The 24,669-nt window shown below is 72.7% G+C and carries 18 protein-coding genes; 12 read left to right on the forward strand and 6 right to left on the reverse strand.

Annotated features, from left to right (window positions below):
- Positions 1-19: 19 nt before the first annotated feature.
- Positions 20-1,135, forward strand: coding sequence for a MoxR family ATPase (locus tag E6U81_RS11355; RefSeq protein ID WP_136229957.1), 1,116 nt, complete (start codon positions 20-22; stop codon positions 1,133-1,135).
- The gene (locus tag E6U81_RS11360; RefSeq protein ID WP_136229958.1) at positions 1,132-4,752 is read left to right on the forward strand and encodes an SAV_2336 N-terminal domain-related protein; all 3,621 of its coding nucleotides are present in this window, start codon (positions 1,132-1,134) and stop codon (positions 4,750-4,752) included. The genes E6U81_RS11355 and E6U81_RS11360 overlap by 4 nt, the downstream gene beginning before the upstream one ends.
- A gap of 17 nt (positions 4,753-4,769) precedes the next feature.
- Here E6U81_RS11360 and E6U81_RS11365 read toward each other — a convergent pair whose 3' ends face one another.
- Complete coding sequence (locus tag E6U81_RS11365; protein WP_136229959.1) at positions 4,770-5,678, reverse strand: ion transporter; 909 nt, start codon at positions 5,676-5,678, stop codon at positions 4,770-4,772.
- A gap of 407 nt (positions 5,679-6,085) precedes the next feature.
- Between E6U81_RS11365 and E6U81_RS11370 the strand changes: the two genes are divergently transcribed.
- The 9 genes from E6U81_RS11370 (at position 6,086) to E6U81_RS11410 (ending at position 15,591) form a co-directional block, all read left to right on the forward strand.
- On the forward strand, positions 6,086-6,685 hold the full coding sequence (locus E6U81_RS11370; RefSeq protein ID WP_136229960.1) for an acyltransferase: 600 nt from the start codon (positions 6,086-6,088) through the stop codon (positions 6,683-6,685).
- 430 nt (positions 6,686-7,115) lie between these two features.
- The gene (locus E6U81_RS11375; protein ID WP_136229961.1) at positions 7,116-8,285 is read left to right on the forward strand and encodes a hypothetical protein; all 1,170 of its coding nucleotides are present in this window, start codon (positions 7,116-7,118) and stop codon (positions 8,283-8,285) included.
- On the forward strand, positions 8,282-9,052 hold the full coding sequence (locus E6U81_RS11380) for a WecB/TagA/CpsF family glycosyltransferase (protein WP_136229962.1): 771 nt from the start codon (positions 8,282-8,284) through the stop codon (positions 9,050-9,052). Before E6U81_RS11375 ends, E6U81_RS11380 begins: the two co-directional genes overlap by 4 nt.
- The gene (locus E6U81_RS11385) at positions 9,052-10,308 is read left to right on the forward strand and encodes a nucleotide sugar dehydrogenase (protein ID WP_136229963.1); all 1,257 of its coding nucleotides are present in this window, start codon (positions 9,052-9,054) and stop codon (positions 10,306-10,308) included. Before E6U81_RS11380 ends, E6U81_RS11385 begins: the two co-directional genes overlap by 1 nt.
- Before the next feature lie 4 nt (positions 10,309-10,312).
- On the forward strand, positions 10,313-11,443 hold the full coding sequence (gene wecB, locus E6U81_RS11390; RefSeq protein ID WP_136229964.1) for a UDP-N-acetylglucosamine 2-epimerase (non-hydrolyzing): 1,131 nt from the start codon (positions 10,313-10,315) through the stop codon (positions 11,441-11,443).
- Positions 11,444-11,472: 29 nt separating this feature from the next.
- Positions 11,473-12,213 carry a chain length determinant protein gene (locus tag E6U81_RS11395; RefSeq protein ID WP_206309901.1) on the forward strand — a complete coding sequence of 247 codons (741 nt, stop codon included), beginning with the start codon at positions 11,473-11,475 and terminating at the stop codon, positions 12,211-12,213.
- A complete protein-coding gene (locus E6U81_RS11400; RefSeq protein WP_240803762.1) occupies positions 12,210-13,694 on the forward strand; it encodes an oligosaccharide flippase family protein in 1,485 nt (494 codons plus the stop codon). Before E6U81_RS11395 ends, E6U81_RS11400 begins: the two co-directional genes overlap by 4 nt.
- A gap of 10 nt (positions 13,695-13,704) precedes the next feature.
- On the forward strand, positions 13,705-14,769 hold the full coding sequence (locus E6U81_RS11405) for a hypothetical protein (RefSeq protein ID WP_206309902.1): 1,065 nt from the start codon (positions 13,705-13,707) through the stop codon (positions 14,767-14,769).
- Between the two features lie 27 nt (positions 14,770-14,796).
- Positions 14,797-15,591 (forward strand): glycosyltransferase family 2 protein, encoded by a 795-nt coding sequence (locus E6U81_RS11410; RefSeq protein WP_136229965.1) that lies wholly within the window; start codon positions 14,797-14,799, stop codon positions 15,589-15,591.
- A gap of 22 nt (positions 15,592-15,613) precedes the next feature.
- Here the strand turns inward: E6U81_RS11410 and E6U81_RS11415 are convergent, their stop codons facing one another.
- The 3 genes from E6U81_RS11415 to E6U81_RS11425 all read right to left on the reverse strand — a co-directional run bounded on the left by E6U81_RS11415 (position 15,614) and on the right by E6U81_RS11425 (position 19,542).
- The gene (locus tag E6U81_RS11415; RefSeq protein WP_136229966.1) at positions 15,614-16,519 is read right to left on the reverse strand and encodes an RNA polymerase sigma-70 factor; all 906 of its coding nucleotides are present in this window, start codon (positions 16,517-16,519) and stop codon (positions 15,614-15,616) included.
- Between the two features lie 66 nt (positions 16,520-16,585).
- Positions 16,586-17,557: a glycosyltransferase family 2 protein gene (locus tag E6U81_RS11420; protein WP_136229967.1), complete on the reverse strand. Its 972-nt coding sequence runs from the start codon at positions 17,555-17,557 to the stop codon at positions 16,586-16,588.
- Complete coding sequence (locus E6U81_RS11425; protein WP_136229968.1) at positions 17,497-19,542, reverse strand: O-antigen ligase family protein; 2,046 nt, start codon at positions 19,540-19,542, stop codon at positions 17,497-17,499. The genes E6U81_RS11420 and E6U81_RS11425 overlap by 61 nt, the downstream gene beginning before the upstream one ends.
- Positions 19,543-19,622: 80 nt before the next feature.
- Between E6U81_RS11425 and E6U81_RS11430 the strand changes: the two genes are divergently transcribed.
- Positions 19,623-20,381 (forward strand): hypothetical protein, encoded by a 759-nt coding sequence (locus tag E6U81_RS11430; RefSeq protein ID WP_206309903.1) that lies wholly within the window; start codon positions 19,623-19,625, stop codon positions 20,379-20,381.
- On the opposite strand, the gene E6U81_RS11435 is transcribed toward E6U81_RS11430, so the two are convergent.
- Both E6U81_RS11435 and E6U81_RS11440 read right to left on the reverse strand, forming a co-directional pair.
- Entirely contained in the window at positions 20,300-21,349 is a 1,050-nt protein-coding gene (locus E6U81_RS11435; RefSeq protein WP_136229969.1) for a glycosyltransferase, read from the reverse strand. The genes E6U81_RS11430 and E6U81_RS11435 overlap by 82 nt on opposite strands.
- Complete coding sequence (locus E6U81_RS11440; protein ID WP_136229970.1) at positions 21,346-24,648, reverse strand: DUF4082 domain-containing protein; 3,303 nt, start codon at positions 24,646-24,648, stop codon at positions 21,346-21,348. The genes E6U81_RS11435 and E6U81_RS11440 overlap by 4 nt, the downstream gene beginning before the upstream one ends.
- Positions 24,649-24,669 lie beyond the last annotated feature (21 nt).

Consider the following 24,669-nt stretch of genomic DNA (forward strand, 5'->3'; position numbering starts at 1 on the left):
GACAGACGGCGACACGACGATGGAGGCAGAGGCAGTGGTGAAGGACTGGTGGCTGTACCACGGGACCGGTGAGGGCGCGGACCGGCGCGCCCGCCTGGAATCCGGATCCCCGCCGCCCTGGCGGGACTTCACCGGCATCCCCGACCCCGGGTACGCGCCCCCCGGGTGCGAGGGCCCGGCCTGGGAGCGCACCCGGCGGCGCGGCGAGGGCTACGTCCCCGACGAGCAGGAGAAGGACGTCGTCAACACGGCCCTGCACCTGCGCAGGCCGCTGCTCATCACCGGGAAGCCCGGCGTCGGGAAGTCCACCCTCGCCCACAGCATCGCCTCCGACCTCGACCTGGGCCCCGTACTGCACTGGCCCATCACCAGCCGGACGGTGCTCCGCGACGGCCTCTACCTCTACGACGCCATCGGCCGCCTCCAGGAGGCCGGCCTGGAGCAACTGCGCAGGCCCGCAGGACCCGCAGGCCCGGTGGGCCCGGCGGCGGCCGTGACCGCCGGGGCGACCACCCCTGCGCCCGAACCCGAGCCCGCCCCCGCGCCGTCGATCTCCCGCTACCTGCGCCTCGGGCCGCTCGGCACCGCCCTGCTGCCGCAGGACCGCCCCCGCGTCCTGCTCGTCGACGAGATCGACAAGAGCGACATCGACCTCCCCGGCGACCTCCTGACCGTCTTCGAGGACGGCGGCTTCGTCATCCCCGAACTGGCCCGCCTCGCCCAGGAGGACCCCACCGTCGCCATCGGCACCGACGACGACCCGGACGCCGCCGTACACATCACACAGGGCCGCGTGCAGTGCCGGTACTTCCCCGTCGTCGTGCTCACCAGCAACGGCGAACGCGACTTCCCGCCCGCCTTCCTGCGCCGCTGCGTCCGCCTGCACCTGGAGCCGCCCGGCGAGGAGAAGCTCGCCCTCATCGTGCGCCGCCGGCTCGGCATCGACGTCGAGGCCGACGGGGAGTACCAGGAACTCGTCCGGGACTTCATCGACCGCGCCGGGGACGGAGACCTCGCCACCGACCAGCTCCTCAACGCCATCCAGCTGCGCCTCGCCGGAGCCTGGTCCGCCCCCGGCGACCGCGACCGCTTCCTCAAGACCGTCATGCAGCACCTGACCGGGCCCACGGCGTGATCGAGGAGCTGCTCGCCGCCCTGGCCGACGGCGCCGAGGACGCGGGCCCGCGTCCCGGCATCGGGGCGGAGGAGATCGCCGACATCCTGTGGCTGGCCGCCCGCGTGGATCCCGCCGGGCCCCGCCCACCCGCGGTGACCCCCGGCGACTTCGCGGGCCTTCCGCCGCCGGCCGCCGACCCGCCGGCCCCCGAGGCCGCCACGACCCCCGGCGGCCCGGCCGACGGGCAGCCGGCCGTCAGGATCTTCCCCGCCTCCGTGCCCGCCCCGGCCGGGAAACCGTCCGACGACGGCGCGGGCCGCCGGGGCTCCCCCGTACGGCTGCCCCGCGCCGCCTCCCTCGACGACCCGCTCGCCCTGATGCGCGCCCTGCGCCCCGTCGGCCGTCGCTCCATCGGCGGCCCCGGGGAGGAACTGGACGAGCAGCTCACCGTCGAGCGCAGCATCGAGCGGATGGTGCCGACCCCCGTCCTGCGGCCGGCCGAGAGCCGCTGGCTGGACCTGGCCCTGGTCGTCGACACGCACCACTCGATGCTGCTCTGGGCGGACCTCGTGGACGAACTGCGCCGCGTGCTGACCCGCAGCGGGGTCTTCCGCGACGTACGCACCTGGCGGCTGACGGGCACCGGCTCCGGCGCCACCCCGATGCTCACCCGCGGCCGGTCCGGCGCCCCGCGCAACCCGCTGGAGCTGGCCGACCCCGCCGGCCGCAGGCTGATCCTCGTACTCTCCGACACCGTTGCGGGCGGCTGGCGCGAGGCCTCCGTACAGGGCGTGCTCCGGCACTGGTGCACGCACAACGCCGTGGCCGTGCTGAACGTCCTGCCCGAACGGCTCTGGACGCGCGGGGCCGTCCGGCCCGTCCCCTTCGCCGTCCGGGCGGACCGGCCCGCGGCCGCCACCCGCTCCTGGCAGCGGGCGGCGACGGCCCGCCGCTCCCGCGCCGGCCGCCGGCGCGCACCCGACGTCGTCCCCGTGGTCGGCGTCGCCCCGGGCAGCCTGGCCCGGCTGGTGCGGGTGGTCTCCGGGGACGGCCGCTGGCGGCGCCTGGCCTGTCTGCGGCTGGACGCGGAGCCGGATCCGGGGACGGATACGGGGATGGGGACGGCGCGGGTGCGCGAGGCCCTCCCGGCCGGTCCGCACAGCGCGCTGGAGGTGGTGGAACGCTTCCGCGCGAGTGCCTCGCCGACCGCCCAGCAGCTCGCCGCGCACCTGGCCGCCGTACCGCTGACCCTGCCCGTCATGAACCTGGTCCGGCGCTCCCTGCTGCGCGACTCGGAGCACGGCCACCTCGCGGAGGTCGCCCTCGGCGGGCTGTTCGCGCCCTGGGACCACGAACGGGACGCCGAGGAGATGGAGTTCGCATTCCTGCCGGGTGTCCGGGAGGCGCTGCTCGGCTCACAGCTGCGCGGGGACGTGGCCGCCGTACGGGAGCTGGTGCGCCGCCGCGTGTGGGAGTACATGTCCCGCAGCCGCGGCACCGGGCCGGACTTCTCCGCGACCCGCGTCACCGACGGGCGGGAGGGCCGCCGCGGCGTCGCCGAGGGCACCCTGCCCTTCGCGGCGCGGCCGCCGCAGGACCCCGGGCTCGCGGACCGGGTCGTACGGGTCCGCTACGACCCGATGCCCGAGCCGCAGGAGGTGGGCACCCTGCTGACACCGCGCCTCGTCCTCACGGTCGGGGACGCGCCGCTGCCCCCGGGGACGGCGGCATGGGTGCGGGCCGGCGACCGCGAGGTCGCCTGCCGCGCGGTGTGGGCGGACGACGCCCTGCCCCGGGTGTTCCTCCTGCTGTCCGACGAGGATCTGGTGGACCCCGCGCCCTGGACGGGGGCGACGCCCTGGGCGCGGGCGGAGCCCCAGGTGGTCCGGGTCCGGGTCGACGGCGCCACGGACCAGGGCCGCCCCGTCGCGCTGACCGGCGAAGCGGTTCCCCACGGCGGCGACCGCAACGGCGAGCTCGTCCGGCTCTCCCCGGAACCGGAGGCCTGGACCCACTACCGCGGCGGCCCGGTCTCCCACGAAGGCGCCCTGCTCGGCGTCGTCCACGGCGTCTGGCCGGACCGCCTGGTGTTCCTGTCGGGCCGCGCCCTGCTGGAACAGCCCGGCTTCCGGGCGGCGATGGCGGAGCACGGGCGGATCCGCCCGGTGGCGACCACCTTCGTGTGCCTGGCGGTGCTGCCGGGTGACGACGGCGTGTACCCGATCGGGAGCTCGCCCCACGCGGAGGCGGTGGAACTGCTGAAGGGGCTCGTCGCCGACGCGGGCCTCACCGAGCGGCTGGCCGGCAGTCGGCCGGGAGAGCCCCTCTTCCTGCTGCTGCAGGGACCGGGAGCCCTCGGCAGGGCCGGCCGGCTGCTGAGTCGACTCCCCACCTCAATGGCCCGGTTCGCGACCCGCGGAGCGGACGCCGGTCCCCTCTCGCTGGACGTGGCCGTGTCCGCGGGGCCCATGGGACCCGCCCTGACGGACGGCGACCTCACCGGGCTGCCCACGTCGGAGGCCGCCCGGATCGTCCGCCATCCCGGGATGGCGGACCGGCAACGGCTCCAGAGGGGGTCCCTCGCCGTCGCCCTGTCGGACCGCGTGTACGAGACGCTCGGCGAGCTGGTCGGTCCCACGGCGACGCGCGCGCTCGTCCCCCTCGGCGGTGAGACGGAGGGCTGGTTGTGCACCGGGGGTCCGGAAGATCTCGGCGAGGCCCTGACGGAGGCGGACGGTCTGCAGGACGCGGGAGGCGTCGCATGGCCGGTGTGCGGCCGACGTACGGTGGAGGCGGAGGACCACCACGCCCGGTGCACGGGGATCCGGCTGCCCGGCTACGACCGGTGCCTGGCCCATCTCGACCCCGACGAGGAGTATGCGTACCTGGGCACCCTGGGGCCCGGATCCCCGGTGGACCTACGGGGCACCACCTTCAAGGGGGGACTGCTCCAGCGGCTCCTGGACTCCCTGCGGGAGTCGCGCTCGCATCCCGTCACGCTGGGCGAGGCGGCCTTCGACCACGCCACCTTCGTCGACGACTGGAACGAGGGCGGCATCGATTTCTCGTCCCGGGCCTGCTTCTCCCGGGCCGTTTTCGCCGGGCGGGCCAGGCTCGGGGACTCCACCTTCGCCGGCGAAGCCTCATTCGACGGCGTGGTCTTCCTGGGCGTCGGCGACTTCGACCGCAGCCGGTTCCACCGGGGAGCCGATTTCCGTCGTGCGCAGTTCCGCGGCCTGGCCGGCTTCTCGGACAGCGTCTTCCTGGACGAGGTGGCCTTCGCCCGGGCGGTGCTGGAAGCCTCGGCCGACCTGAACGGCATGCAGGTGGCCGCAGCGGCGGACTTCTCGCGCGCGGTGTTCTGCGGACTGACCGGGCTGAGCGGGGCCTCCTTCGCCGGCCCGGTCTCCTTCGCCTCCACGACGTGGGAGCTGGGACTGGTCTCCACCGGTGCCGTGTTCGACGGACCGGTGCACTTCGGCGGAGCCACGTTCCGGGGCAGGGTCCGTCTGGAGCAGTTGCGGCTCCGGGGGGCACCCGGGCCTGCCTTCGAGGGCAGGCCCGGTCACTGGGCCGTCCACCAGCGCCCGGACGGCACCTGGGACATCCATCGGCTGGGCACCACGGAGCCGTGACCGCAGCGCCCGGTCGGTCAGGAGCCGCTGTGGGAGGCCTCCAGGCGGCGTGGGGGGCGGCCGTCCTGGGCGGGGAGGCTCGCCTCGATCTCGTCCAGGGCGCGCCGGGCCGTCGCGATGCGGTCCCGGACGTCCCCGTCGGGACCCGCGGCCGGCGGCGGGCCCGGCTGCTTGCGATCACGGGCGGCCGCGTCCTCGATCTCGCGGGCCTCGTCGAGGGAGTTGAGGACCACCCCGATGAGGACGTTGACCAGGACGAAGGAGGCCAGCAGCGCGTAGGAGGCGTAGTAGACGATGCTGAGGCGGGAGATCTGCAGGCCCGCGCGGACGGCGTCGGTCAGGCCGTCCAGGGTGGTCAGCAGGAACAGCGTGAGCATCGCGCGGCCCACCGAGCCGTAGTGCCCGGGGTCCGACTCGGCGAAGCAGACCCAGCCGACCATGGCGTACACGTACAGGACCAGTCCGCCGACGAACAGGAAGCTGGCGGTGCCGGGCAGGCTGCGGCCGACCGCGATCAGCAGGATGCGCAGGTGCGGGAGGAAGCGGGCCGTGCGCAGGACCCGGGCCAGCCGCAGCAGCCGCAGCAGGGTGGTGTTCTCCCGCACGAACGGGACGAAGGCGGAGGCGACGACCGCGAGGTCGAAGAGGTTCCACGGGTCGCGGAAGAATGCTTTCGGCCGGTCCGCGAAGGCGCCGATGCGCAGCACCATCTCCAGGGTGAACAGGGCCAGGCAGCAGTGCTCGGCGGTCCGCAGCAGCCGCTGGTACTCCGCGGCCAGCCCGCTGTACGTCTCGACACCCATCAGCGCGGCGTTGAGCAGGATCACGCAGAAGACGACCAACCCGAAGGCGGGGGCCTCGGTGGCCAACCGGCACCGCGCTGCCAGCTTCATCCGACGGCGTCCGGCCGGCCTGGGGTCTGTCATCGTGCTCCTCGTGCTCTCGCGTGCATCACGGGCGAACGGCGGCCCACCTTCCCTAACGCCCCACAGCCGATCGGGTTTCACCCCTGCGTGCGCCGCAACGCGCCGAGGCGTGCGCCCCCACCGTCCGAACGGCGGTGGGGACGGACGGCCGCACGCCAGGTGCCGCCCCACCAGGCCCTGGGCCGGGTCCGCAGAGCCCGCCCGCCCCCTTCCCGATCGGCTCCTCCGGCGGTTCCCAAGTGCGTTGGATGAACAGTCGGTTGATCCCCGTATGGAGCGGCCCGCCGACGCATATGCTCGGCGCGTACTTCCGTACACCTGAGCACCGGCACGTCCGTGCGCCCGCACAACTGTGCACCCGCACGCCCGTGCACCGTACGTCTCACGAACCGTTAGGGGACCGCGCCGTGAGTGTCCGCATTCAACCCTCCTCGCAGGTCGACGAGAGCGCCGAGCTCGGCGAGGGGACCACGATCTGGGATCTGGCGCAGATACGCGAGGAGGCCCGGCTCGGGCGCGGGTGCATCGTGGGGCGCGGCGCGTACGTCGGGCCCGGTGTGCGGATCGGCGACCACGTGAAGCTCCAGAACTACGCGCTCGTGTACGAGCCGGCGGAGCTCGGCGACGGGGTGTTCATCGGCCCGGCGGCCGTCCTCACCAACGACTTCTACCCGCGCGCGGTCGACCCGGACGGCACGCTCAAGCGCGACGGCGACTGGGAGGCCGCCGGGGTCGTGGTGGCCGAGGGTGCCTCGCTCGGGGCCCGTTCGGTGTGCGTGGCCGGGGTGCGCGTCGGGCGCTGGGCCCTCGTCGCGGCCGGGGCGGTGGTCTCCAAGGACGTGCCCGACTTCGCGCTCGTGGCCGGGGTGCCGGCCCGCCGGATCGGCTGGGTGGGTCGGGCGGGGGTCCGGCTGGTGGAGCGCGAGGACGAGCCGGGCACGTGGGAGTGCCCGCGCACCGGGGCGCTGCACGACGAGAAGGACGGAACCCTCACCGAACGAAACTGACGGAATGTCGGCAATTTAGGCCACAAGCATTTCCTCAAAACCACAATCAATGAACATCCGTGGGCATAACGTGTCCCTGCACACGGGATCTGAGCAGGCAACAGGCCTTGTTCAGTGGGGGGTTGTGTACGACGAGGGCACCGCGGGCAGCGCCCGGCGGAGCACGGTTCCACCGTGCCCGCCGTCACTGCCGTGCGCGCGTGTCCCGGTCCGAGGCATCGCTGGGGGGATCCAGACGGCAGCCTGGGACGGCTCGTGCCCTCGGCGTCGGACGCCGAGGGCACGGGCGCCGTCACGCGCAGTCCCCCTCCGCGGAATGACGACCGCCAGGTCCGTCCGAGGAGCGATCAGAGGGGGTAGGTGTGTTGGAGCCGAAGAGCTCGGACATGCGGGGTGCGAGCGGCACCCGGGGAGTCGGGGTGGGGACCCGATGACCACCACACGATTAGGAGCACTGGCCGAAGAGGACCCGAAGCTGCACGCGTTGGCGCAGCGGCTGCTCGGGCTGGCCGAGGCGGGTCTGCCCGCCATGTATCTGCCGGAGGCCGAGACCTTCGCCTTCACCAGGGCCGGAGCGGTCTCGCCCGAGGGCACCCGCCGCCTGGAACTGCGGGGAACCAGCACCCGGTACGCGGCCATCACCGCGCTGGGCGCCCGGTTCCTGCCGAAGGAGCGGCAGCGCGCCCTGTTCGGCGGACGCTCCGCCGGGGAGTTCACCGGACTGCTCGTGGAACGGCTGCCCGGGGTGGTGAACCTCGGCGACGCGGCGCTCATCGCCTGGGCCGCCGCCGAGACCGGCCACCCGAAACTGTCCGACGCCCTCGACCGGGTCGCCGCCCTGGACCCGCCCGGGCGGCCGCAGTACACGGTGGAGGCGGCCTGGGTGCTCTCCGCCCTCGCGGCCGCGCGCACCGTGGCGGACGTGGAGGACCGCCTCGCGGCCGCCCGCGACCGCCTGCTGGCGGCTCGGACCGGCACCAGTCCGCTGTTCCCGCACGCCACCGGCCCGGGACTTGTGCCCGGCTACCGCGCGCACGTGGCCTGCTTCGCCGACCAGACCTATCCGCTGCAGGCGCTGGCCCGCCTGCACGCGAGCGGCGCCGACCCGGAGGCCCTCGCGGCCGCCGACGCCTGCGCCGCCCGCATCGTCGACCTCCAGGGCGACGGCGGACAGTGGTGGTGGCACTACGACGCCCGCGAGGGCGGCGTGATCGAGGGCTACCCCGTCTACAGCGTGCACCAGCACGCGATGGCCCCGACCGCCCTGTTCGACCTCGCCGAGGCGGGCGGCACCGACTTCGGCCCGGCGATCCGCCGCGGACTGCGCTGGATGACGGAGGTCCCCGAACTCGCCGGCCCCACCGGGACCCCGCGCGAGCCGATGATCCGCGAGGACCTCGGCATCACCTGGCGCAAGGTCTACCGAGGCGACCCGAAGAAGGCCGTCCGGGCCGCCCGCGGGCTCACCACCCGGGTCGCCCCGCACGCCCGGCTCGCACCCCTGGACCTGCTCTTCCGCCCCCGCGCGGTGGACCGGGAGTGCCGCCCGTACGAGTTCGGCTGGATGCTGTTCGCCTGGTTCGGGGGGCCGCAGAGATGACCCGTCACACCCTCTTCGGGGTCGCGCTCGACCCCCTGACCATGGACGAGACCGTCCAGCGCTGCCTCGACGCCGTACGCCGCGGCGAACAGATCGAGATCGGCATGGTCAACGCCGCCAAGCTCGTCAACATGCGGCGCGACCCGGCCCTCGCCGAAGCGGTCGCCGGCTGCGACCTCGTCCTCGCCGACGGCCAGGCCGTGGTCTGGGCCGGCCGCGTCCTCGGCGTCCGCCTGCCCGAACGGGTCGCGGGCATCGACCTGTTCATGCGCCTGCTCGCCGCCGCCGAGGTCGCGGACATCCCCGTCTACCTGCTCGGTGCCCGGCAGGAGGTGCTGGAGATGATGCTCCGGCAGATCTCCGAACGCTTCCCGGAGCTGCGGGTCGCCGGCAGCCGCAACGGCTACTTCGGCGACTCCGAACAGGAGGAGATCGCCGACTCCGTCGCCGACAGCGGCGCCCGCCTGCTGTTCCTCGGCATGACCTCGCCCAAGAAGGAGATCTTCACCGCGGGCCACGGCAAGCGCACCGGCGCCCACGTCGTACACGGCGTCGGCGGCTCCTTCGACATCCTCGCCGGCATCACCAAGCGGGCCCCGCTCGTCTGGCAGCGCATGGGCCTCGAATGGTTCTACCGGACCCTCCAGGAACCGCGCCGCCTCGGCAAGCGCTACCTCACCACCAATGCCGCCTTCCTCGCCATGACGGTCCGCGAGCTCATCCACCGCACACCGTCTGCCGGTTCCGCGAACAGGAGTCACTGCTGATGCGCGTCGTCGTCGTGGGACAGGGATACGTCGGACTTCCGCTGGCCGTCCGGGCCGCCGAGGTCGGCCACCAGGTGATCGGTTACGACGTCGACGAGCGGCGGGTCAAGAGCCTCGCCGCCGGAGAGTCGTACGTGGAGGACGTCACCTCCGAACGCCTCGCCCGCGCCCTGGAGCGCGGCACCTACCGCCCGAGCGAACTCGCCCGGGACTGCGGCGGTTTCGACGTCGCCGTCGTCACCGTCCCCACCCCCTTACAGGACGGGGCGCCCGACCTGCGCTACATAGAGGAGTCGGCCCACACCCTGGCCCGCTTCCTGCGCCCGGGCGCGACCGTGATCCTGGAGTCCACCACCTACCCGGGCACCACCGAGGAGCTGTTCGCCCCGATCCTGGAGGACGGCTCCGGACTCACCGCCGGCGCCGACTTCCACCTGGGATACAGCCCCGAGCGCATCGACCCGGGCAACACCGTCTGGGGCTTCCAGCAGACGCCCAAGGTCGTCTCCGGCGTCGACGCCGCCTCCCTGAAGGCCGTCGAGGCCTTCTACGGGCAGCTCGTCGACACCACCGTGCCCGTGCGCTCGCCCAAGGAGGCCGAGCTGGCGAAGCTGCTGGAGAACACCTTCCGGCACGTGAACATCGCCCTCGTCAACGAGATCGCCATGTTCGCCCGCCACCTCGACATCGACGTCTGGCAGTCCATCGAGGCCGCCTCCAGCAAGCCGTTCGGCTTCATGAAGTTCACCCCCGGCCCGGGCGTCGGCGGCCACTGCCTCCCCATCGACCCCTCGTACCTGAACTGGCGCGTCCAGCGGGAACTCGGCCAGAACTTCCGCTTCGTCGAACTCGCCAACGACATCAACAACCACATGCCCGAATACGTGACGCGCCGCGTGATGGACGCCCTCAACGCCAAGCGCCGCTCCGTCAACGGCTCCCGGATCCTGCTGCTCGGCCTCGCGTACAAGAAGAACACCGGCGACGCCCGGGAGTCGCCCGCCGTACGCATCGCCGAGCTGCTCCTCGACATGGGGGCCAAGGTCCGCGCCGTCGACCCGCACGTCGTCGAGAGCGTGAAGGTCGATGCCCGCCTCGCCCGGGTCGAGGCGACCCGCAAGGAGCTGGCCGCCGCCGACGTCGTCGTCCTGCTCACCGACCACGACTGCTTCGACTACCAGACGATCACCGAGCACGCCTCCTTCGTGCTCGACACCCGCAACCGCATGACCGGCCCGAAGGTGGAGGTGCTCTGAACCCATGACCAGGATCGTCTGCGTCGCCGGGGCGCGCCCCAACTACATGAAGATCAAACCGGTGATGGACGCACTGGAGCGCCGCGGCGCCGAGGTGGTCCTCGTCCACACCGGACAGCACTACGACGAGTCCATGAACGACGTGTTCTTCCGCGACCTCGGCATCCGGCCGCCCGACCGGTACCTGGGCGCCGGCTCGGGCAGCCACGCCCAGCAGACCGGCCGGGTGATGGCCGCCTTCGAGCCGCTCGTCGAGGAACTGGCCCCGGACGCCGTCGTGGTCGTCGGGGACATCAACTCCACCCTCGCCTGCGCCCTGGTGACCGCGAAGGCCGGCCCGCTGCTGGCCCACGTGGAGGCCGGCCTGCGCAGCCGCGACTGGAGCATGCCCGAAGAAGTCAACCGGGTCGCCACCGACCGGGTCAGCGACTACCTGCTGGCCCCTTCGCCCGACGCCGCCGTGAACCTGCGCGCCGAGGGCTACCGCGAGGACCAGATCCACGTCGTCGGCAACGTCATGATCGACACCCTCCTGGCCAACCTGGACCGGGCCAGGCAGTCCGACGTCCTGGACCGCTACGGGCTGACCCGCGGCGGATACGGCCTGGTCACCCTGCACCGGCCGGCCAACGTGGACGACCCCGGCGCGCTGCGCGGCCTGCTCAAGGCCCTCGGCGAGATCGCCGGCCGCTGCCCGCTCCTGCTGCCCGTGCACCCGCGGGCCGCCGAGCGGCTGGCCGACCTGGGCGTCCCCGACGGCATCCGGCTCGTACCGGCCGCCGGGTACCTCGACTTCATCGCCCTGCAGGACTCCGCCCGCCTGGTCCTCACCGACTCCGGCGGCGTCCAGGAGGAGACCACCGCGCTGGGCGTCCCCTGCGTGACCCTGCGGGAGAACACCGAGCGCCCCGTCACCGTCGACGAGGGCACCAACGTCCTCGCCGGCACCGATCCGGACCGGATCGTCGCCACCGTCGACAAGGTCCTCGACGATCCGCCCGCGCCGCGCTGCCCCGCCCTGTGGGACGGCCGCGCCAGCGAGCGCATCGCCGCCGTCCTCCTCGACGGCGGCACCGCCCGCACCCGGCCCAGACCCACCGACCTCGTGCCGGCCGCCGGGCACGGACCGCAGTAACCGGAACATCCGCAACAAGGGGGAAGACCATGGATCTCGCCGAGATATGGCGGGTCATGCGCAGGCGCTGGTACGTGCTGCTGCCCGGACTGCTGCTGACGGCGGCACTCACCACCGCCGTGCACCTGCTGATCCCGGTGGAGTACCAGTCGCAGAGCACCGTGACGCTGCTCAACTCGTCGAAGGCCACCGAGGCCTTCGACGGCAACCCCTTCCTCAGCACCCAGGCCTCGCTCACCGGCATGGCCGACGGCCTCGCCCGCAACCTCAACTCCGACGGCGCCAAGGCCGACCTGAAGGCCCTCGGCGTCACCGGCACGCACGAAGTGAAGATCGCCGACAACGCCCAGGGCCCCTTCATGTGGCTGACCGCCACCGGCACCGACCCGGCGGCCGTCCTGAAGTCCGACGAACTCCTCGCCTCCTACGCCGACAAGCGGCTCAAGGAGTTCCAGACCCAGCAGTCCGTGGCCCCCGAGGCCATGATCCGGATGGCGACGATCGTGCCCCCGCAGAAGCCGGAGGCACAGACCAAGACCCGGCTCCAGTACATCGTGATGGCGGGCGCGCTGGGCTTCGTCCTCAGCCTGGTCGCCGTCTTCTTCGTGGAGGCCCGGCGGCGCACCCCGCGCCAGAAGAACCGCCCGGCCCCCGCCGGGACGCCCGCCGCAGCGGCCCCCGTCCCCGTACCCGTCGGCGCGGCGCCCGCCGCGACCGACGAGACCATGGCCCTGCGCACCGTCGGTCCGGGCGGGACGGGGGCGACGTGACCGACACCGACACCGACACCGACACCGACAACGACACCGGCACTAGCACGAGCACGCAGACCGCGCCCGGGGCGCCCTCCCTGGGGCGCAAGGTCGGCTCCGCCGCCAAGTGGAGCCTGATCAACACGGTCGTGATGCGCCTCGGCAATTTCGCGACCGGCATCGTCCTCGCCCGCTACTTCCTCGGGCCCGAGGCCTGGGGCGTGTACGGCATCGCCCAGACCGTCCTGCTCGTCCTGCTCTCCGCGAACGAACTCGGCGTCTCCCTCGCCATCGTCCGCTGGGAGGGCGACCCGCGCCGCTTCGCCCCCACCGTCCTGACCCTGAGCGCGGCCTCCAGCTGCCTGCTGTACGCCGTGCTCTTCGCGACCGCCCCGGCCGTCGCCGACGTGCTCGGCTCACCCGAAGCCTCCGGGGTCCTGCGGGTCATGTGCCTGTGCGTGGTCCTCGACGGACTGTCCCAGGTGCCGGCCGGCTTCCTCACCCGGGAGTTCGCGCAGGGCCGGCGGATGGCCGTCGACGGGCTCAACTTCGCCCTCAGCACCGCCGTGACCCTGCTGCTGGCCGTCCAGGGCTGGGGCGCGATGAGCTTCGCCTGGGGATCCGTCGTCGGCAACGTGGCCGCCCTCATCGGCTGCTGCCTCGCCGCACCGGGCACCCTGAAGTTCGGCTGGGACCGGGAACAGGCCCGCGCCCTGCTGAAGTTCGGCCTCCCGCTCGCCGGGGCCAGCATGCTCGCCCTCGGCGTCGTCAACGTGGACACCATGGTCGTGGGCTCCACCCTGGACCCCCTCGCCCTCGGCTTCTACGTCCTCGCCTTCAACATCTCCGGCTGGCCGGTCCGCATCATCTCCGAGGCCGCCCGCCGCGTCTCCTTCGCAGGCTTCTCCCGCCTGGCCGACACACCACAGGCACTGGCCGCCGGATTCGCCCGCGCCCTCGGCGTGGTGACCGCGGCCACCGTCCCGCTGTGCGTCCTGCTGGCCGCCCTCGCCGCACCTGTCATCGGGCTCGTCTACGGAGAACGCTGGCTGCCCGCGGCCGGCGCCCTGCCCTGGCTGATGGCCCTGGGCCTGGTCCGCATCGGCTGCGAACTCGCCTACGACTGCCTGGTGGCCATCGGCCGCCGCCGCTCGCTCATCGCGGTCCAGGGACTGTGGCTCGTCCTCCTGATCCCGGCCCTCGTGATCGGCGCCCGCGGCGGCGGCATCGTCGGCGTGGCCCAGGGCCACGTCGTGGTCGCCGGCGCCGTCGTGGTCCCGGTCTTCCTGCTCGCCCTGCACCGCGGCGGCATCCGCCTGGGCACGGTCGCCCGGGCCTGCGCCTGGCCGCTGCTCGGCGGAGCCGTGATGGCCGCGGCGCTCCTCGTACTGGAGCGGTACCTCGGCGACTCCGTGCCCGCGCTCCTCGCGACCGCGACCGCCGGCACCCTGGCGTACGCCGTGTGCCTCCTGCCCGCCCGAAAAACGCTCCGAGGATAGGCGACCGGCCATGTTACGGAACCGAAGGCGCCTCGTGGCGTGGCTGCTCGCCGGGGTGGTCCTGGCCGTCGTCCTCACGCTCTACGACGCCGACCGCACCGGGGTGAGCGACCCGAAGGCCGCGCCTTCCGCGGCGCCGTCGGCCGCCCTGCCCGGGACAGCGACGCCCGCCCCCACCGCCACGCCGAGCCCGTCGGCCACACCCTCCCCGACGGCCCCGCCGGGAGCGGGCGGTCCGTCACCCTCCGCCTCCGCCACCGCCTGCACCTCACCCGGTACCTGCGGATACCCCGACGCGAACAGCACCGGACCGCGGATCGCCCTCGAACGGCACGACACCGGCAACATGTCGATCAAGAAGGACGGCACGGTCATCAAGGGCTGGGACATCCGCGGCTCGCTCGACGTCTACGCCAACGACGTCACGATCATCGACAGCAGGATCACCTCCACCAACTGGTGGGGGGTGAACCTGCGCCCCGGCTTCAGCGGGCTCAAGGTCCTGCACACCACCATCACCGCCGTCCCGGGCAAGGGCCCTGACAACGGCGGGGTCAACTACGCCGTCTCGAACATGGGCGGCAGCTCCATCGAGGTCGGCTGGTGCGACATCTCGGTGTTCGGCAACGCCCTGTCCATGGGCCAGGGCGACCTGCACGACAACTACGTGCACGACCTCGTCGCCTTCCGCAACCAGGGCGGCGAATGGCAGCACATCGACGCCGTCATCAGCGGCGGCGGCAACAAGGGCCGGCTGACGATCCGGCACAACACCCTGCTGAACTCCACCCCTGTGGACAAGGGCGCCACCGCCGCCGTCGGCCTCTTCGCCGACACCGGGGTCGTCTCCTCCGTCGTCGTCGAGGACAACTGGCTGGCCGGCGGCGCGTACGCGCTCTACGGCGGCGGTCCGGGCGCCACCGGCATCCAGGTCACCGGCAACGTCTTCTCCACCCAGTACCACCCGGCCAGTGGCGCCTACGGGCCGGTCACCGCCTGGAACGCCGGCGGCGCCGGGAACGTGTGGAAGGACAACCGCATGTCCGACGGCCGCCCGGTGGAACCCGCCACCTGACCCCCCTCACACGACAGAGAGTGCGACATGCGCCGTATCGCCCGGGCCCCCTGGGAACTGCTCAAGCGGGCCTTCGGCTGGCTGGTGCTCTTCGAGGCCCGCAACAAACTCCTGCTGCTGCCCTCCGCCGTACGGCTGAGGCGCTTCGAGGACGCCGAGACCACGCGCCTCGCCGCCCTCCTGGGCCGACCGCCGTACGCCCGGGTCGCCACCGTGATCGCCACCCACCGCCGCCCCGACGCACTGCGCGCGGCGGTCCGCTCCGCCCTGGCCCAGACCGTCGCCGACCAGGTGGTCATCGTCGTCGACGACGGCGCCGGGCTGCCCGAACTGCCCGCGGATCCACGCCTGTTCGCCGTCTCCCTGGCCCGCAACACGGCGACCGCCGGAGTCGTGCGCAACGTCGGCATCCGGCTCACCCGCTCCCGGTACGTGGCCTTCCTCGACGACGACAACCTGTGGGAGCCGGACCACCTGGAGCAGGCCCTGGCGGCCCTGGACGCGCCCGGCGGACCCGACGCCGTCTACACCGCACTGCGCAGGGTCCTGCCCGACGGCACCGAACGCGACGTCCTGTCGGTGCCCTTCGACCGCCGCCGCGCCGCCCATGAAGCCTTTCTGGACACCAACGCCTTCGTGGCCCGCCGCAGCCGGGCCCTGCACTTCAGCCGGCTGCGGCGCACTCCCGAGGTGCTGCCCCGCGAGGACTGGGAGCTCATCCGCCGCTACGCCCGCCGCCACGAGGTGCGCCACCTGCCCCGCCCCACCGTCCGCTACCTGGTCAACCCCGGCAGCTTCTACACCGCGTGGGACGGCGCGTGAGGAGGGGCGGGAACGGCGGGGCTCACCGCAGGGCCAGCGGGATCTCCGACGCCAGGCGGGCCAGCTTCTCCGGGTTGCGGACGTAGTAGAGGCCCGTGATGCGGGAGTCCTCGACCCGGACCGTCATGATCCCGTCGAGCTCCCCGCCCAGATGGACGGCCAGGGCCGGGCTGCCGTTGACCACCGTCGGCGCGAGGGTCATCGGGAGGTTGTTCCTGTCGTTCTTGCCGATGCCGCCCACCATGAAGCGGGCCACCTTCTCGGCACCGGCGATCGGCCGCAGCGCCGCCTGCTTGATGCCGCCGCCGTCCGCCACGAGGACGACGTCGGGGGCGAGCACGGCGAGGAGGTCCCGCGGGTCGCCGGACTCCAGCGCACCCCGGAAGGACTCCAGGGCCGCCCGCGTCTGCGCGGCCGAGACCGCCTGCCGGGGGCGCCGCGCGTCCACGTGCTTGCGGGCCCGGTGGGCGATCTGGCGGACGGCCGCCGGGCTCTTGCCCACCGCGGCCGCGATCTCCTCGTGGCCGACGTCGAAGACCTCCCGCAGCACGAAGACGGCCCGCTCGGTCGGCGACAGCGTCTCCAGGACGAGCATCAGCGCCATCGACACGCTCTCCGCGAGCTCGGCGTCCTCGGCCACGTCCGGCGTGGTGAGCAGCGGTTCGGGCAGCCAGGAACCGACGTACGCCTCCTTGCGGCGGCTCATCGCGCGCAGCCGGTTCAGCGCCTGCCGGGTCGTGATCCGGACCAGGTACGCACGCCTCTCGCGCACCTGCTCCAGATCGACCTCGACCCAGCGCAGCCAGGTCTCCTGGAGGACGTCCTCCGCGTCGGCCGCCGATCCGAGCATCTCGTAGGCCACGGTGAACAGCAGATTGCGGTGCGCGACGAAGGTCTCGGTCGCCGTGGCGGCGCCGTCCTCGCTCATGGTGTCTCCTCCGGTTCCAGGGGTACGACCACAGGACACCGGCCGATCCGCATTTGTGACACCACGCTACGCGCCGCCGTGCGGCGCCGGGCGGCCGGCCAGGGCCCGGGCCGCCGCCAGGCTCGCCGGGCGGCCCAGGGCGGCCCGGGAGGACTCCCGCAGCAGCACGGCCGCCCGGAAGGCGGTGGTGGCCGCCAGACCGTGACGGCGCCGGTAGAGGCGGACCCGGTTGACGGTCAGCAGGGTCCACAGCCGCGGCGACACCTGGGAGTCCCCGCCGAGGTGGGTGGCCGAGGCCGAGGGCTCCAGCCGGGTCACGAAGCCCATGTCCCCAGCCCGCAGACAGTATTCGGTCTCCTCCGAGTACAGGAAGAACGACTCGTCCCACGGCCCGCATGCGGCCAGGCACTCACCGGACAGGGCCATCAGCGCGCCCGTCGCCCAGTCCGCCACCGTCTCCCGCTCGTACGCCGCAGGGTCCGTGACCAGCTCGCTCCAGGCCGGGAAGCGGCCCGCCCGGCGGTTGCCGATCACCGCCTCGCCCAGCGCCCGGGTCACGCTGGACGCGCGGCGCAGCGAGTGCAGCAGCGTCCGGCCGTCCTCCTCGTACAGCAGCGGGACGCTGATCCCGACCCGGCCGCCGCCGGGGTGCGCCTCGCCCAGCGCGTCGACGAGCAGCTTGGCGCAGCCCTGCCGCATCCGGATGTCCGGATTGCACACCAGGGCGGCCCGGAAACCGCCCTCCCACCCGGCGGCCGCCGCCAGCGCGGCGTTCACCCCGGCCGCGTATCCGGCGTTGCGGCCGGTCTGGACGACCGTCGTGTCCGGGGCCAGGGAGCGGATCACCTCCACCGTGCCGTCGGCGGAGTCGTTGTCGGCGACGACGAGGCGCCAGTCGAGCCCGGCCATGCCCTCCGGCAGCGAGGCGAGGAACTCCGGCAGGACCTCCGCACTGTTCCAGGTGACGACGAGGACCGCTACCGGACCGGAGCCGGTGCCCGCGAGGGGGCCGGGGGATGCTGATCGGCGGGAAGACATGGGAACTCCACGGATCGGGGCTTCGGCGCCGCGCGCCGGATGAAGCCGAGGTAACTGCCTCCGGCGGCGATCGTCAGGAAGAACATCCCGGCGAACATCGGGAAGCTGAGTGCGTCGAAGGTGGCGCTGACGACCAGGGCGACGAGGGCGGACGCGAAGAACGCCTGCCCCAGCTCCCGGTCGGACTCGCCGGCGGCCAGCCGGCGGATCGCCCCGCCCTGGTGGATGCCGGTGAGGAAGAGGAACAGGAGCGCGAGCAGCCCCAACAGCCCCATCTCGGCGAGGGTCAGCATGTACTGGTTGTCGGTGAAGAAGTAGAGCTCGGGAATGAAGGTGCCCAGGCCGCGCCCGAACAGGGGCCGTTCGTCCAGGTAGGGGACGATCGCGCTGTACTTGACCGTACGGGCCTGGGTACTGCTGTCGGAGTTCGACAGGAAGGACGCGAACAGGGCTGTGATGGTGCCGATCAGCCCGGGGATGATCACCTTGAAGCAGGCGACCGCCCCCACCAGCACCCCGATCGCGGTCCACCGCCGCTGCGGCTTCCAGCGCGGCACCATCACCAGGATCACGATCAGCGCCCCGATGATCGAGGTGCGCGACACCGTCAGCGGAAGCGCCCCGCCCATCAGCGCCACCGGCGCCCACCGGCGCCAGGCCTTCAGGTGGCGCCGTACCGGATCGAAGGCCTGCTGCACGGCGAAGGGCAGCAGCAGCGCCAGCATCCCGCCGAACTCCAGCGGCTGCGCCGTCGTGGACCGGGGCCGGGTGAACGCCCCGCGGTCGAGGGTCGTGATCTGCGGGACGCTCGACGACAGCCCCGGGATGCTGATGCTGTCGGCGATGTTGGTCGCGGTGAAGAAGTCGTAGAACCCTATGGCCGCCACGACCGTCCCCATCACCACGGCCCGGCGCAGCAGCACGTCCAGGCGCGCCCGGTCCTGGATCCCGGCGGAGACCAGCACCACCAGCGACACCCACACCAGCAGGGCGATCAGGCCGCGGTCGGCCCCGAGCAGCTCCTTGCGCACGCTCCCGCGGCCGGCGTTCGCGATGTAGGAGGCCAGCACCGAGACGGTCAGCAGCCACATCGCCACCCGGGGCAGCCGGGTCCCGGGCGCCGGCCGGATCCGGCCCGCGAGCCAGGTCGCCAGATACCAGAACAGGGCCAGCAGGGCGAACACGTTGGCCGGGGTCCCCACCCCGCCCAGCCCCGGCAGCGTCAGGTTCGACGGGATGAAGAAGGCCAGCGCCAGATACCCGGTGAGCAGCGCGGTGGCGTCCACACGGCGGCCCCGGGACCTGCGCCGGCCGGCCGCCCGGCCCGGCCCGGCCGAGTCCCCGCCCGAGTCCCCGGCGGAGCTCTCCCGCCGGCGCCGCCGGGCGTTCAGCAGCGCGTCCGCGACGAAGGAGAGGGTGAAGCCGCTGCCGACGCCGACGATGAGGACCCCCAGCACCTGCTGGTAGCGGCTCTTGAGCTGCGGCACCGGGGTCTGCGGCAGCACCACCGGAGCGGTCTGCACCATGTACGCGGGCTGCACCTTGGCCGCGGCCTGGAGCGCGTTGAGCTGCTCCCCGGCGAAGCCGGTCAGGATGTTGGTCTCCTCAAGGACCTTCTCCCGGTCGGTGCCCGTGACCGTCAGCGTCAGCAGCGGGCCCGAGGTGTTCGCGGCGAACCCGACGGTGTAGGGGTCGCTCACGCCCAGACTGTGCAGCTCACGGGCGGAGTCCGCCCCCGACAGCGTCCTGATCAGCACGTCCGCGGTCACCACCAGGGCGCCGCCGGCGTTGGAGATGGGATTGCCGAAGGAGGGCGGCAGCTTGGAGGCCGCCGAGGAGTCCAGCAGCGCCACCGAACTCTGCGACTGGTACGCCACCGGCACCGACCGGTACAGGTGCAGCGCCGCCAGCAGGCTGAGCACGATCGCCGGCACGATCACGTACCAGCGCCGCCGCAGCACCGCGACCAATTCACGAATGCTCACGAACACCCCTGCCGGGTAACGGATTTGATGGCGGGCCTACCCGGGTCCTGCAAAGATCGGACATGAAGGAAAGGATCCCCGTGTCGCCTGGTGAGTTGGTCCGTGCGCTGCGTCGGCGCTGGTACGTCCTGGTCGTGGCGGCGCTGCTCGCTGCCGCCGGAGCGACGGCGGTCCTGCGGCCGGAACCGGTCCATCTCAGCTCCGCGATCGTGGTGCTCAAGCCGCCGGTGACCAGCAGGCAGCCGAACCAGCTCGCGAACCTGCAGCCGCCCCTCGCCGCCGTCTCGTACGCCGTCGTGCAGCAGCTGGACTCGCCCGCGGGAGCGGCCGAGCTCAAGGCCGCGGGGGTCGGCGGCACCTACCGGATGACACCGCGCAACAGCGGCACCAGCGTCACCCCGCGCCACCTCATCCCCTCGCTCCAGATCCAGGTGGAGCACTCCGACCCCGACGTGGCAGACGCCTCCGTACGGAAGATCATCGAGGTCTACACCCGGCACCTGACCGAGCTCCAGACCGAGCAGGGCATCCCGGACGCGGCACGGATGAGCGTGGACCTGCTGGTGCAGCCGCACGCGGTCGCGCGGACCGGCGACCGGATGAGGTCCCTGGCCGGAGCGGCCCTGCTGGCCGTGGTCGGCGGTGTGGCCGCGACCCTGTGGACCGACCGGCTCCTGACACGCCGGAACCGGCGCCGGCGCGAGAGCGCCGACGCCGGTCCCGAAGGCCCCCCGGCGGAACCGGTGGAGACGGGGCATCAGATCCCTCGGCGCTTCCAGGAACGCCACCACAGCCACTCGCGCCCCCGGTCGGCGACCGCCGACAGCACCAGCGGCTGAAGGTAGGGCATCACGCCCGGACCGATCCGCCGGCGCAGCCGCAGCGCCCGGTACTCGCCCAGCGACGTGTAGCCGTCGGGCAGGCACTCGGCCGCGAACGCCACGAGCTCGTCGACCGGGACCACCGCGGTGCGGCCCCGGTCGTACGCCCGGTAGGCGCGCCGCAGCGCGTACCGGGCGAGCCGGGTGCGCGCCGCCGACGCCAGCCGGTCGGACCCCGGGAGCAGGTCGCCGCACTTGACCAGCACCGAGTCGAAGGCGACGAGGCGCTGGCGCAGGTCGTCGAGCTGCCCGCCGAAGTCCGTCGTCGACATGTTGTCGCCGTGGACGCGGTAGAAGGCCTGGTCGGCCCCCTGGACGTAGCCCACGTCGGCGTGCGCCGCGAGCCGCATCCACATCTCGATGTCACCGGCGTGCGGCAGCTCCGGGTCGTAACCGCCGACCTTGCGCTGGAGGCTGGTACGGACGACCACCTCGGGCGAGGTGATGCAGCCGGTGCCCTCCCGGAACCGTCGGTCCAGCCACCACCGGCCCGGGTATACCACCGACCCGGTGGAGCGGGTACGGGCCGCCGGCAGCGGGCCGCCGTGCAGGAAGCGCAGCGGCCTGCCGTAGGCGAAACCGGCCTCCGGATGGGCGTCGAGCAGGGCGGCGGCGCGCACCAGGGCCCCGGGGACGAGCCGGTCGTCGGCCGAGAGCAGGGCGACGTAGTCCCCGTCGGCCCACTCCAGCAGCCCCTCGTTGTAGGTGGCGATGTGCCCCTGGTTGTGCTCGTGGACCCGCACCTCGATCCGCGGGTCGGCCGCCGCCAGCGCCCGCGCCACGTCCGCGGAGTCGTCGGGCGAGGCGTCGTCGATGATCAGCACCCGGACGTCCACGCCCTCCTGCTCGTCCAGGGCGCTTCGGACGCAGTCGGCCAGGAAGTGGCCGTACTTGTAGCAGGGGATCACCACGCTGACCGTGCTCACTGGCCGGACACCTCCGTGGACCCGTCCGTCGACAGGAGGGCGTTCGGCAGGGTGGTCGTGAAGATCGGGCCGACCCAGTAGTTCACGGATCCGAAGGTGTTCGACGGGAACGCCGTGGCGGAGCCGTACTTGTAGAGCCCGTTGCCGCTGCCCGGCGCGTCGGCCGGGGCCACCAGCGGGTAGGAGCGGTGGGCGCCGGCGAAGTAGCCGCCGTCCACGGAGTAGTTGCCGTTCGGTGCGTGGTAGGAGGCCACGTACGTGGTGCCCGCCGTGATGGGCACGGGGGTGGTGAACTGCAGCTGCTGCCAGCCGGTCAGGGTCTCGCTGCCGAAGGTGCCGGTGGCCAGCAGGGTGCCGGAGGCGGACCACAGGCTGCCCGTGTGGGTGCCGGTGTTGCCGGGGCCCTTGTAGAAGGTGACACCGGTGATGTAGCCGTTCACCGCCGACTGGAAGCGGGTCCCCAGCTCGACCGAGTTGATGTCGGAGCCCACGTTGGCGGTGCTAGGCGTCGCGGTGCCGCTCCACAGGGTGCAGGGGCAGTTCACGGTCGGCGGGCTCGCGCTGGTCGTGAAGTTCCACGTGACCGGCGCGTTCATGGCGTTGCCCCACAGGTCGGACGCCTGCACGGACGCCGTGTACGTGGTGTTCAGGGCCAGTTCGGAGGACGGGGTGAAGGTGGCGCTGTTGGAGGCGCCGAGGACCTTGGTGCCCGGCACGGTGGCGCCGCCGGAGTCCTTCACGGTGAAGGTGAGCGTCTCCGCGTCGACGGCCGTGCTGAAGGTGGCCGTCACCGCCGCCGTGATCTGGGTGCCGGTCGCGGCGGACTGCGGCGAGGTCCCGGTGACGGTGGGCGGGGTCGTGCTGGCGCCCGAGGTGTCCAGGACCGCGTCCACCCAGTAGTTGCTGCCGGACGACGCCTTGTTCGGGAACCCGCCCGTGCCGCTGTAGCGGTAGACGCCGTTGCCGCCGTCGGTCCCGTTCTTCAGCGCGGTGAGCGGGGCCAGGCCCGCGTCGGCGGCGGCGAAGGTGTTGTCGAAGGAGTACCCGCCGTTGGGGGCGAAGTAGGAGGCGATGTAGGTGGTGTTGGGCTTGATCGGGATCGGGCTGGAGAAGTTCAGCTGCTGCCAGCCGGACGCGGTCTCGTTGGTGAAGGTGCCGGTGGCCAGGCGCTGGCCGGTGCTGCTCCACAGGCTGCCGGTGTGGGTCCCGGTGTTGGCGGGGGACTTGTAGAACCGCACGCCCGTGATGGAGCCGGCCGCGGAGGAGCGGATCTTCACGCCGAGCTCGACGGCGCTGCCGTCACCGGCGTTGACGGTGCCCGGCACGGCCGCGGCGGGCCACACGGTGCATGGGCACTGCTGGGGCCCGACGGTCAGCGGGACCGTGGTGGTCGCGCCGATGTTGACGCTGTCGTCGACCGCGCGCACCTTGATCTGCACGGGGCCCGGAGTGGTCGGGGTCCACGTGTAGCTCCAGGTGGCCAGCCCCGTCGTCGCCTTCCAGGTGGTTCCGCCGTCGGTGGAGACCTCGACCCGGGCCACCACGCCGCCGCCGGTGTCGGTCGCCGTACCGGTGACGGTCACGGGCCGCAGGGCCGGGACGGTCGCGTTCGCCGCCGGGCTGGTCACGGTGATGCCGGGGCCCACCGTGTCCGTGGACGCGGTCGAGGCGATCAGGTCGCTCTGCAGGGACCTGGGCTGGACGCCCATGTCCGCGAAGACGTTGACGGTGGCCTGCTGCATCCGCTTGTCGGCGGTGACCACGGTGTCGTCCGGGTTGCTCGTGGGCATGTTGGTCAGCCCCCAGGACCACTGCACCGTGCCCGCGCCGAACACCAGCGCGTGCGAGGTCTGGTCGCGGAAGGCCACCAGGCTGTGCGTCGCGGTGCCGTTGCCGTAGGTGTTGCCGTAGTCCTTCAGCAGCTTGCCGTCCTCGATGTCGACCGTCGTGGATGACATCTGGATCTGTCCGGCCGGGCGGCTGGCGTTCTCCACGTCGCTGTCCCACTCGTAGCCGAGCGTCCCCTGCGGGAAGGTGGCGGTCTGCGTGGGGGTGAGGTTCGCGACGGAGGTGTTGCGCCACAGCCGCTGCTTGGCGAAGGTGCCCGGCACGGTGATCGCGTCGCTGCGGTAGCCGTTGACGCTGAACATCGAACCGGTCAGCTGGTTCTGCGGCTGGAAGGGCCGCCCGTTGGTCGCGCTCGCCGGGTCCATGAAGGTGCCCGTCCAGATTCCGCTCGGGTCCGGGACGCCGTTCGGCTGCGGGAAGGACAGCTTGGTCTCCTTGTACGAGACCAGCGTCCGGTTGGCGGTGTTCGTCCCGTCGATGCTCGGTGTGAGCCGGGTCTTCCAGAAGATCTCGTTGCCGGCGAAGTACGTCTGGTGCTGCCCGGCGCGGCGCGCGTTCAAGGCGTTGGTGAACTGGTCCTGGGTCCAGTACTCGTCGTGCCCGGAGGACAGGAAAACCTTGTGGTTCTGCAGCAGGGTCGCGCCGCGGACCGACATGTCGATCCCCGACATGTAGCTCACGTCGTAGCCGTTGCGCTCCAGCCACGCGACCATCTGGAACTCGGACCCGTAGATCCCGTTGTCACCGCCGATGTCCATCGGCCGGTTGTAGCTGACCTCGTAGGCCCGCCCGTCGGGTGCGGGACCGCCGCCGTCGTAGAGGTCCTGGCCGCCGTAGTTGTTGTACGCCTGCCAGGTCTGGTCGCTGGTCTGCACGACGATGTCGGAGTGGCTGGAGTCCTTGCGGACGACGAACGGGTACGGCATCACGCCGTTGCCGTCTGCCTGGTCGAAGTTGGCGATGTAGAGGCCGGAGACGGCGTCGGCCGGCACGCTCCACGTCACGGTGACGGGCCAGTTGCCGCAGTCGACCAGGCCGGTGGAGGCCTTGGTGGTGCAGGCGGCCGGGTTCCCGCCGGGCGCGAAGTTCGCCGGGTACGTCTGGGTGGCCTGGGCCGCGGTCGACATCAGCCGGGCCCCGTTGCCCCCGTAGTGGCCGAGGCGGTAGACCGAGACCTTGTACGCCGTCGGCGACTGGACCTTGAACTGGACCGTTTCGCCGGGCTGGACGCTCGTCCGGTCGGGGAAGCCCTTGATGTCGCCGTACGCGCTCGGCGCGAACCACTCCTCCATCGGGGTGCCCGGCTTGGAGTTCTCGCAGACGATCGCATTCGTGGTGGGACCGCAGGGATCGGCCGCCCCGGCCACCGCGGCCGGGGGCAGGACCGTGGCCATCAGGGCCGCCACCACGGTGAAGAGACCATAACGGAGCAGCTTTGTCCGTCTGTTCATGTGGACCTCATTGATTTCGCG

This window comes from Streptomyces sp. A0592, assembly GCF_004795115.1.
GTDB classification, from domain to species: domain Bacteria; phylum Actinomycetota; class Actinomycetes; order Streptomycetales; family Streptomycetaceae; genus Streptomyces; species Streptomyces erythrochromogenes.